Source organism: Acidovorax sp. (assembly GCF_046339755.1).
In the GTDB taxonomy this organism is placed as follows: Bacteria; Pseudomonadota; Gammaproteobacteria; order Burkholderiales; family Burkholderiaceae_C; genus Acidovorax.
This window is the reverse complement of the sequence record NZ_JBKDTZ010000097.1, coordinates 1-9867: the sequence shown is the minus strand read 5'-3', so window position 1 is coordinate 9867 and position 9867 is coordinate 1. Positions and strand designations below refer to the sequence as shown.

Sequence of the window (9867 nt, the reverse complement as noted above, 5' to 3'; positions counted from 1 at the left end):
GTGCGCTCATGGTTTGACCACGTAGGTGGATTCCGTGCCGCGGATCGGTCCGCCCGTCACGTTCACCGGCCGGGCATTCGGGTTGCGCAGGATTTCCTTGGCGGCGGCCATGTCTGCCGGGTAGCGCGCCCGGGCCTGGGCCTCGCAGGAGCGGCGCTCGGCCCCCGCCTGGGCACGGCACTCCTCCAGCGCCAATTTCATGCCGCCGCCCGCCTCGCGGATGGCGGTGTTGTAGCGCTGCTGGGGTGTCATGTCTGCCACGGCACCGCGCTGCAGCGATGCCTCGTCGCCCTGCTGGTACCAGCCCATGGCCACACCCAGATAGCTGGCCAGGAACGAGCCTGCCACGCCCAGCAGGGCCGTCATGATCCAGCCCATGGAGTCGTTTCCTGGCTTGATGGCGCGCGTTGTCATGCGGATTGAAGCAGGCCAGTCGGCTTACTTGGCAGCTGGGGTGTTGGCTTCGACCGCAGCGGCTGCCGGGGTGACGCGGCGTGCCCCGTCGAAACGGCGCTGCCAGTAGGAAACACGCATGTCTTCGACCCGCACTTCCGATCCACTGCGAGGAGAGTGAATGAATTTGCCATCACCCACGTAAATACCCACATGGCTGAATGCACGGCGCATGGTGTTGAAGAACACCAGATCGCCCGGCTGCAGTTCCTTCTTGTCGATCACCGTGGTGGTGGCGGCCTGCTGGTCCGCCCGGCGGGGCAGCAAAAGGCCCACCGTCTGCTCGTACATCGCGCGGACGAAACCGCTGCCATCGAATCCGGTCTCGGCGCTGTTGCCACCGCGCTTGTAGCGCACCCCGAGGAAGCCCATGGCATTGCCCACGAGATCGGACGCCTTGTCCGCCACCGTGTGTGCCTTGTCTGCCACGGTGTGCTGCACGTCCTTCAACTGGGATATGAGACCCTTGTCCATCAGGATTTTTTCCATGTCATCCGCTTGACCGGTGGATGGTGCAGCCTGTGCGCTGACAGCGCAAGCCATGAGGAGGGTGCAAAACCATTTGGACATGGGTGCGGAGGGTACCACGCGAATTGGCACATTTTGTGAGGGAAGTCACGTATGTGGTGACGGCCTGGCTGGACATGCGCTCCCGATTCCCGTACGGAAACCCGAGAAAATGGGGCCGCTGTTACGATGGTTGACATGAATCTGACGCCAAAACGCACCATTTCTCCTGCATCTCTGGGGTTTTTCGCTGCCTTGGCCTGCGGGGGCATGCTCGCCATGCCGGCTGCCGCCCAGCCAGCCAAGGGTGTCACCTTGGCGTCAGTGGCAACGGGCCTGGTCAACCCCTGGGCGGTGGCCTTTCTGCCGGAGGGCCGCTTTCTGGTCACCGAACGGCCGGGCCGCATGCGCGTGGTCGAAGCCAACGGTCAATTGGGGCCCGCACTGTCCGGGCTGCCCAGCATTGCTACCGGAGGGCAGGGCGGTTTGCTCGACGTGGTGACCGATGCCGATTTCGCGAAGAACCGGCGCATCTTCTTTTGCTACTCGGAGCCCGGCGCCGCCGGAGCCTCCGAGAACAGCACGGCCCTGGCGCGCGCCACGCTGGCGGCTGACGGGCGCTCGCTGCAGGACGTCAAGGTCATCTTCAGCCAGAAACCCAAGGTGGCCAGCAACCTGCACTTTGGCTGCCGCATCGTGCAGGCTGGCGACGGCAACCTGTTCCTGGCGCTGGGCGAGCGCTACCACCGCAAGGACGACGCGCAGAAGCTCGACAACCACCACGGCAAGATCGTGCGCATCACGCCCGATGGCGCGGTGCCGGCCGACAATCCGTTCCGCGAGCGTGCTGGCGCCTTGCCCGAGATCTGGAGCTACGGCCACCGCAACGCCCAGGGCGCCACGCTCGCACCCGACGGCAAGCTGTGGATGCACGAGCACGGCCCCCAGGGCGGCGACGAGATCAACCTGCCCCAGCCGGGCCGCAACTACGGCTGGCCGGTCATCACCTACGGCGAGAACTACGGCGGCGGCAAGGTGGGCGAGGGCACGGCCAAGGCCGGCATGGAGCAGCCGCTGCACTACTGGGTGCCTTCCATCGCCCCATCGGGCATGGCCTTCCTGACCAGCGAGCGCTATGGCGCCGCCTGGCGCGGCAGCCTGTTCGTGGGCTCGCTCAAGTTCGGCACGCTGCACCGGATCGAGGTGGCGGGTGGCAAGGTACAGCGCGAAGAGAAGCTGCTGCAGGGCAACAACGAGCGCATCCGCGACGTGCGCCAGGGGCCGGACGGCTGGCTCTACCTGCTGACGGACAGCCCGCAGGGGCGCCTGTTGCGGCTGGCACCGGCATCCTGACCCAGCCTGAGGCTGCGACAATATGGGGCATTCCCATTGAATTCCCCCAAGATCGCCCATGCTGCTCGACGCCTCTGAATCCCAACTCGTCCTGGTGGACTACCAGGAACGCCTGATGCCCGCCATTGCCGATGCTGCTGCCGTGCTGGCCAATGCGCGCCGCCTGGCACAGATCGCGCAGTTGCTGGAGGTGCCGGTCTGGGGCACGGAGCAGAATCCTTCGCGCCTGGGCGCCAACGACGCAGCCCTGCGCGCGCTCTGCCAGCGCACCCTGGCCAAGATGCATTTCAGCGCCGCGGAAGAAGGCCTGGGCGAATGGCTGCGCCCCCCTGCCAAGCCCCAGCAGGGCGGCAATGCGCGCAGCCTGCCCAAGCACCTGCAAAAGCCTGCCCAGCAGGCGCCCGAGCGCGGCACCATCGTCATCGCTGGCTGCGAGGCCCATGTCTGCCTGCTGCAGACGGCGCTGGACCTGATCGAGGACGAGTTCGACGTCTGGGTCGTGACCGATGCCTGCGGCTCGCGCACCGACCGCAACCGCGACGCCGCCTTTGACCGCCTGGCGGGCGCTGGAGCAGAGCTGGTCACCACGGAAATGGTCGCCTTCGAGTGGCTGGGCAGCTGCGAGCACCCGGACTTCAAGGATGTGCTGGCGCTGATCAAGTAAACAGCCCGCCCCGGACCGCCGTGCCGCGGCCCCTGCGCCGCACGGCGCGGACGCGCGTGGCGCGTCAGCTTCCCGCAAGCCCGTCATGAATAATTATGAATTCAGAAATGCGCCCCAACCGAGGTGCGCAGACGAGATGCAGGAGACACCGCATGACCACAACGCGCTACGCAGATTTCTACCGCCAGTCGATGGAGCAGCCCGAGGCTTTCTGGGCCGAACAGGCCCGGCTCATCGACTGGAACACGCCCCCGGGGCAGATCTGCGACTACAGCAACCCGCCCTTCGCGCGCTGGTACGCGGGTGGCACCACCAACCTGTGCCACAACGCGGTGGACCGGCACATCGCCGGGCGCGCCGACCAGCCGGCCCTGGTGGCCATCTCCACCGAGACGGATACGGAGCGCAGCTACAGCTTTGCCGAGCTGCATGCCGAGGTGCAGCGCATGGCGGCCGTGCTCCTGGCCCTGGGGGTGAAGAAGGGCGACCGGGTGCTGATCTACATGCCCATGGTGGCCGAGGCGGCGTTCGCCATGCTGGCCTGCGTGCGCATTGGCGCTTTGCATTCGGTGGTGTTCGGGGGCTTTGCCTCGGGCTCGCTGGCCTCGCGCATCGAGGACGCCGAGCCCGTGGCCGTGGTCAGCGCCGATGCCGGCTCGCGCGGCGGCAAGGTCGTGCCCTACAAGCCGCTGCTCGACGAGGCCATCGCCCAGTCGCGCCACAAGCCCCAGGCCGTGTTGATGGTCAACCGCGGCCTGGCGCCGATGCAGCTGCACCCGGGACGTGACCATGACTGGGCGGCCCTGCGTGCCCAGCATCTCGATGCCACCGTGCCCTGCGAATGGGTGGATGCCACGCACCCGAGCTACACCCTGTACACCAGCGGCACCACGGGCAAGCCCAAGGGCGTGCAGCGCGACACCGGTGGTTATGCCGTGGCGCTGGCGGCCAGCATGCAGCACATCTTCGACGCGAAGCCCGGCGACACCTACTTCGCCACCAGCGACATCGGCTGGGTGGTGGGGCACAGCTACATCGTCTACGGTCCGCTGATCGCGGGCATGACCACCATCATGTACGAGGGCCTGCCGATCCGCCCCGATGCGGGCGTGTGGTGGAGCATCGTCGAGAAGTACCGGGTGACGCACATGTTCTCGGCCCCGACGGCGGTGCGCGTGCTCAAGAAGCAGGATGACAGCTGGCTGCGCAAGTACGACGTATCGTGCCTCAAGGCGCTGTGGCTGGCCGGCGAGCCGCTGGACGAGCCCCCGGCCCGGGGGATCAGCGAGGCGCTGCAGGTGCCCATCAGCGACAACTACTGGCAGACCGAGACCGGCTGGCCCATCCTCACGCTGGCCAATGGCGTGGAGCCACAGACCACGCGCTTCGGCAGCCCGGGCAAGGCCATGTACGGCTATGCCGTCAAGCTGATCGATGAATCCACGGGCGAAGAGCTCACGGGCGCCAGCCAGAAGGGTGTGGTCGCCATCGAGGGGCCGCTGCCGCCCGGCTGCATGCAGACCGTGTGGCGCGACGATGCACGCTTCGTCAACACCTACTGGAAGAGCATTCCCGGCAAGCTGATCTACAGTACCTTCGACTGGGGCATCCGCGACGCCGACGGCTACCACTTCATCCTGGGCCGCACCGATGATGTGATCAATGTCGCCGGTCACCGCCTGGGCACACGTGAGATCGAAGAGAGCATCGCCTCGCACCCCAATATCGCCGAGGTGGCCGTGGTCGGCGTGGCCGATGCGCTCAAGGGCCAGGTGGCCATGGCCTTTGCCGTGGCGCGCGACGCGAGCGCGCTGGGCGAGCCGGCCGCGCGGCTGAAGCTGGAGGGCGAGGTCATGCAGCGCGTGGACCAGCAATTGGGCGCCGTGGCACGCCCTTCGCGCGTGCACTTCGTGACCGTGCTGCCCAAGACGCGCAGCGGCAAGCTCTTGCGCCGCGCCCTGCAGGCCGTGGCCGAGCGGCGCGACCCGGGCGACCTGACCACCATGGAAGACCCGGCCGCGCTGCAGCAGGTGCGTGAACTGGTGGGAGATTCCCCGGCCTGAGGCGGGTCCAGCCCGGTTCAGCGGATCTGCCGGACCTTGCCGCCTGCCTCGCGCACGCTGGATTCGATGCGCTCGCGCAGGTCTGCCGGCAAATCGGCCACCGGCAGGGTGCTGAACTGCGCGGGCGAGAACAGCAGCAGCCAGACGCGCTCGAACTGCCAGATTTCCTTCACACTGGACCAGGGCAGCGTGGCCAGGCCCGCATTCGACTGCAGCGTGAAGCTTGTCTCATCCGCCCGCAGGGTGGCCTGTGCCGTGCCGCCCATATCACTCAGCTTGCCCATGGCATTGCGGTAGTGCACGGCATAGACGGTCGCGCATACCAGCAGGCTGATGGCCACGCCCGCACCGGTCGCGCCGATCTGCCAGGACCGGTCCCCGCGTGCCAGGAGCACGCCGAACCAGGTGGCCATGGCGGCAGTGACCAGCAGCGTGCGCATGCCCGTGGAGCGGCGCCAGAAGCAGGCGACCGCGTGGCGGACCAGGTCGGGTGTGTAGTGCAGGGTGGTTTCCAGGGGCATCGGAACAGATCGCCAGAAAAATGGGCCGCAGTGTGCCAGATGCCCGGCATCAGTGGGGCCGTTGCCTTTGCCAGCCAGCCGGCGTCTGCCACTGGGCCGCCCAGTCCACGAACTGCTCCAGCGCCATGGGCCGCGCGATGCAGTAGCCCTGGGCCTGGGCGCAGCCCAGCTGCTGCAGCATCTGGCCCTGTTCGATGGTTTCCACGCCTTCGGCGATCACCCGGTAGCCGAAGGAGCGGGCCAGGCCGATCACGCCCTGCACGATGGCCAGGTCGCCGGGGTCGCCCATCATGCCGTGCACGAAGCTCTGGTCGATCTTGAGCGTGTCCATGGGCAGGCGGCGCAGGTAGGTGAGCGACGAATAACCGGTGCCGAAGTCGTCGAGCGACACGGTGACGCCCAGCTCGCGCAGCCGCGTCAGCGTGGCGGCCACGGCACTGAGGTCGTAGAGCGCGGCGCTCTCGGTGATCTCGATCTCCACCTGGCGCGCATCGATGTCGGGGCACTCGGCCAGCGTGCGGGCCATCCAGTCGGCAAAGCCGGCGTGCTGCAGGTGCAGTGCCGAGATGTTGATGCTCACGGGAAGGGCGAGGCCATGGCCGTTCAGGCGCCTGAGAAGGTCCAGGGCCGCCCCGACCACCCATTGGCCGAAGCTGATCTCGAGCTCGGTGCCCTCCAGCAGCGGCAGAAAGGCACCGGGCGCACGCAGCCCGCGCTCGGGGTGTTGCCAGCGTGCCAGGGCCTCGGCCCCCACCCCGGCGCCGCTGCGCATGTCCACCTTGGGCTGCAGGTGCAGGACGAACTGCGCGCCGGCGATGGCCTCCTGCAGGTGCTTGCCCTGCTCGCGCTGCGCCAACAGGGCCCGTTCCTGCGCGGCATCGAACTGGTGGAAGCGGTTGCGCCCGGCCTGCTTGGCCGCGTACATGGCCTGGTCGGCATGGCGCAGCAGGGTATCGGCATCGGCCTCGTCCAGCGGGAACACGGTGTAGCCGATGCTGGCGGTGACGACCACGCGCTCGGTGTCCAGCGCGTAGGGGGCGGAGATGTTCTCCATCACCCGCGAGAGCATGCGTTCGCACTCGGCGGTGTCGGCCAGGTCGGGCAGCAGCATCACGAACTCGTCGCCGCCCAGGCGGGCCACGCTGTCGCCGGGGCGCAGGGCGCGCGTGAGGCGGCCCGCCACCATCACCAGCAGGCGGTCGCCAGCGCCGTGGCCCAGGCGGTCGTTCACGGGCTTGAAGCCATCGAGGTCCAGGTAGCCCACGCCCAGCAGGGTACCGCGTTCGCGCGCCTGGTCCAGGCATTCCTGCAGCCTGCGCGCCAGCAGCACGCGGTTGGGCAGGCCGGTGAGGGCATCGAAGTGCGCCATCTTCTGCAGCAGCACCTCCTGCTCGCGCTGGGGCGTCACATCGAGCGCCACGCCCAGCATGCGCAGGGGCTGACCGTCGGCGTCGAAGCTCACGATCTTGCCCAGGTTGCGCACCCAGCGCGTGCCCTCATGGGGGGCGGGCACCTTCCAGGTGGCATCGAAGGGCGTGGCCGGCCGCGCCGCATGGCGCGCCACTTCGGCCGTGATGCGGTCGATGTCTTCCGCCGCCACTGCGCTGGTCCAGCGCACCGAAGTCTGCGCGATGGCGCCCGGCGTCCTGCCCTGCATGGTGGCCCAGCGGCTGTCGCCGGTGATGGTGCCACGCGCCATGTCCCAGTCCCACAGGCCCAGGGAAGCAGCGGAGATGGTGAGCGAGAGCAGCTCTTCGCGCTCCCGGATCTGCTCTTCGTACCGCTTGCGGTCGGTGATGTCATGCACCGAGAACAGCCAGCAGGGTTCGCCGTCGAAATCGATGGCGCGCATGGACTGCAGCACGGTCAGCCGGGTGTTGGGGCGGCCATGGAGGGTCACCTCGTGGCTGGCCTGTGGGCCTTTCTGCTCGAAAGCCTGCATCAGCTGTCGCCGGTCCTCGGCGGTGAAGATGCCCAGTTGCACGGCGGTCTGGCCGATGGCCTCCTGGCGCGGTATGCCGAGCAAGGACTCCCAGGCCGGGTTCACATCCAGGTACTGGCCGTCGGCGCGGCGCGACAGGCCCATGGGGAAGGGCATGAGCTGGAAGATGCGCGAGAACCGCTCCTCGGATTGGCGCAGGCGTTCGTTGGCGCGCTTGGCCTCGTCGATGTCCTGCATGACCCCGCGCACGCGGGTGACACGGCCGTTTTCGATAACGGGTTCGCCGCGGGCGCGGACCCAGACCAGCCGGCCATCGGTGTGGTGCACCTCCAGCTCCAGGCTCCATTCGGCGCGATCCAGGATGCTCGCGCGGAAATGGTTGCGCAGCAGCTCGCGGTAAGGCGGGGCCACCATGCGGTCGATGTAGTCGGTGGGCAGCGGCGAGCCGGGCGGCATGCCGTGGATGTCGAAGCACACGTCCGACCAGTAGACCAGGCCCTTGCCGCGCACATCCTCCCAGGCACCCAGGCGTGCCAGCCGGCCGGCCTGTTGCAGCAGGCCATTGAGTGCGCGCAGTTCGTCGCTGGTGCGTTGGGCTTCGGTCATGTCGTGGAAAACGAAGACGAAACAGTTTTCGCCATCCACAAGCACGGACCGTGCCGACATCAGCCCCGGGATGCGCACACCGTGCCTCTGCGCCACCAGGGGCAGGCGGTCCACCTTGCCATGGCGCTGGTAGGTGTCCAGCAGGCGCTTGCGCTCCTCATCGCTGGCCCAGATCCGAAGGCCGGTCGAGGTCTGGCCCACCACCTGCTCGTGCGACAGGCCGAACATCTCGCAGAAGGCCGGATTCACGTCGACGTAGCAGCCGTCGGCGATGCGGGTGATGCCCGCCGGATCGGGCAGCGTCTGGTAGAACGAGGTGTACTTGGCTTCCGAGTCGCGCAGCGCCTGCTGGACCTCGCGGTTCGCGGAGATGTCCACGTCCATGCCGATCAGGCGCAACGGCTTGCCGCCCGCATCGCGCAGGGACACCATGCCGCGCGACATCAGCCAGCGCCAGCGCCCTGTGGTGTCGCGCACGCGGAATTCAGCCTCGTAGGTGTCCTCGAGCCCGTCCATGGCCCGGGCCAGCCTGGCGGCGTTGCGTTCCCGGTCCACCGGGTGGCGCAGGTCGTACCAGCGCTGCCACAGGCCAGGCGCCTTGAGCGCGTCTTCGCCCAGGCCGAACTGGGCATAGAAATCGCCTTCGCAGCGGAACTGGCGCGTGTCCACGTCCCACTCCCAGCGCCCGCCGTTCAGCGAGTCGAGGGCCATGCGCAACTGCTGCTCGCGCTGGCCCAGGAACCGGTGGGCCGATTCCGTCGCATCCATCGACTGGGCCTTGCTGATCAGCAGCAGGCGGCAACTGCCCAGCACCAGGATCCCGGCGCCATGCTGCCAGGGCAGGCCCTCCCACCAGCTCGCCATGGTGGGGACCTCGGCCTGGGCGCCCGCGGCGCTGAGCGCCAGGCCGCTCACCACCGGCAGGCTCGCTGCCAGGCCCAGCATCTCCGGCCAGCTGCGCTTGCCGCGGTAGAGCGCCACGCGCCGCCACAGAGCTCCGCAGGCCCAGCCACTGGCCAGCACCAGAGCCCCCGTGGGCGAGGGCGAGCCCTGGATCCAGGTGGCGGCCAGGAACGCCAGCCCCGCGGAGAGGGCGGTCGCGCGCACGCCGAAGCACAGGGCGACGAAGGCGGTGGCCGTAGGGTAGGCCACCAGGCCCGGGCCGCTGGCCTGGAAGTTGAGCACGGCCAGCATGGCCGCCGACACCAGGCCGCCCACCAGCCCTGCCAGCCATTCGGTGCGCCGCGAAGGGGTCAGCACCTCCCGGGGCGGCAGCAGCGCCAGCCCCAGAACGGTCAGCAGCAGCAACAGGCTGCCCGCGAGCAGGGTGTTATGCGCCATGGTGCCCGCGGCCAGCCCCCGGTGCGTGCGAATCCGCGGGCGCGCGGGCCGGTGCCGCAAAGCTTGTAAGCAGATGAAAAACCGACGCAAGGCCCATGCGCCGAGTTTAGGGCCGTTCCACAGCCTCCAGCGCCGCCGTGCACGTCCTGACAAGCCCGGTTGACAAGGGGTTGCGGGCCGCGATGATGGCCTCTTGGTGGCTGCGGGCCTGCCGGCCGTTCAGGCCGCCAGGAGATCCTGCGTCTGCGGACGGGCGCCTTCGATGGCCAGCAAGGCGCCCTTGCGCTCCAGGCCCCCGGCATAGCCGGTCAGGCTGCCGTCCTCACCCAGCACCCGGTGGCAGGGCACGATCACGCTGATCGGGTTGCGCCCCACGGCGGCCCCCACGGCGCGCACCGCACGCGGCCGGCCCAGTTC

7 protein-coding genes and 1 pseudogene are annotated in these 9867 nt (G+C 68.5%); 3 read left to right on the top strand and 5 right to left on the bottom strand.

All coding sequences use genetic code 11. The features are described from left to right. Positions 1-279 precede the first annotated feature (279 nt). Both ACK59X_RS07800 and ACK59X_RS07795 read right to left on the bottom strand, forming a co-directional pair. Positions 280-414: pseudogene (locus tag ACK59X_RS07800) on the bottom strand (GlsB/YeaQ/YmgE family stress response membrane protein); the annotation flags it as partial. Between the two features lie 24 nt (positions 415-438). Then, entirely contained in the window at positions 439-1023 is a 585-nt protein-coding gene (locus ACK59X_RS07795) for a C40 family peptidase (protein ID WP_409956319.1), read from the bottom strand. A 207-nt stretch (positions 1024-1230) separates the two neighbouring features. Here ACK59X_RS07795 and ACK59X_RS07790 point away from each other — a divergent pair, with 207 nt between their 5' ends. From ACK59X_RS07790 to ACK59X_RS07780, 3 genes are all read left to right on the top strand, one after another. Then, complete coding sequence (locus ACK59X_RS07790; RefSeq protein ID WP_409956318.1) at positions 1231-2313, top strand: PQQ-dependent sugar dehydrogenase; 1083 nt, start codon at positions 1231-1233, stop codon at positions 2311-2313. A 58-nt stretch (positions 2314-2371) separates the two neighbouring features. After that, positions 2372-2977 carry an isochorismatase family protein gene (locus tag ACK59X_RS07785; RefSeq protein WP_409956317.1) on the top strand — a complete coding sequence of 202 codons (606 nt, stop codon included), beginning with the start codon at positions 2372-2374 and terminating at the stop codon, positions 2975-2977. Positions 2978-3129: 152 nt separating this feature from the next. Then, positions 3130-5040: a propionate--CoA ligase gene (locus ACK59X_RS07780; RefSeq protein ID WP_409956316.1), complete on the top strand. Its 1911-nt coding sequence runs from the start codon at positions 3130-3132 to the stop codon at positions 5038-5040. A gap of 17 nt (positions 5041-5057) precedes the next feature. On the opposite strand, the gene ACK59X_RS07775 is transcribed toward ACK59X_RS07780, so the two are convergent. The 3 genes from ACK59X_RS07775 to ACK59X_RS07765 form a co-directional block, all read right to left on the bottom strand. Next, positions 5058-5561, bottom strand: a complete 504-nt coding sequence (locus tag ACK59X_RS07775; protein ID WP_409956315.1) for a YcxB family protein — start codon at positions 5559-5561, stop codon at positions 5058-5060. Positions 5562-5610: 49 nt separating this feature from the next. Then, a complete protein-coding gene (locus ACK59X_RS07770) occupies positions 5611-9450 on the bottom strand; it encodes an EAL domain-containing protein (protein WP_409956314.1) in 3840 nt (1279 codons plus the stop codon). A 219-nt stretch (positions 9451-9669) separates the two neighbouring features. Then, positions 9670-9867, bottom strand: a 198-nt coding sequence (locus ACK59X_RS07765) for a methylated-DNA--[protein]-cysteine S-methyltransferase (RefSeq protein WP_409956313.1), incomplete at its 5' end; no start/stop codon positions are given.

Bases quoted from the DNA above. Each gene is read 5' to 3' on its own strand.
- ACK59X_RS07785 (WP_409956317.1), top strand. From the start codon at position 2,372: ATGCTGCTCGACGCCTCTGAATCCCAACTCGTCCTGGTGGACTACCAG.
- ACK59X_RS07795 (WP_409956319.1), bottom strand. From the start codon at position 1,023: ATGTCCAAATGGTTTTGCACCCTCCTCATGGCTTGCGCTGTCAGCGCA.
- ACK59X_RS07790 (WP_409956318.1), top strand. From the start codon at position 1,231: ATGCTCGCCATGCCGGCTGCCGCCCAGCCAGCCAAGGGTGTCACCTTG.
- ACK59X_RS07770 (WP_409956314.1), bottom strand. From the start codon at position 9,450: ATGGCGCATAACACCCTGCTCGCGGGCAGCCTGTTGCTGCTGCTGACC.
- ACK59X_RS07780 (WP_409956316.1), top strand. From the start codon at position 3,130: ATGACCACAACGCGCTACGCAGATTTCTACCGCCAGTCGATGGAGCAG.
- ACK59X_RS07775 (WP_409956315.1), bottom strand. From the start codon at position 5,561: ATGCCCCTGGAAACCACCCTGCACTACACACCCGACCTGGTCCGCCAC.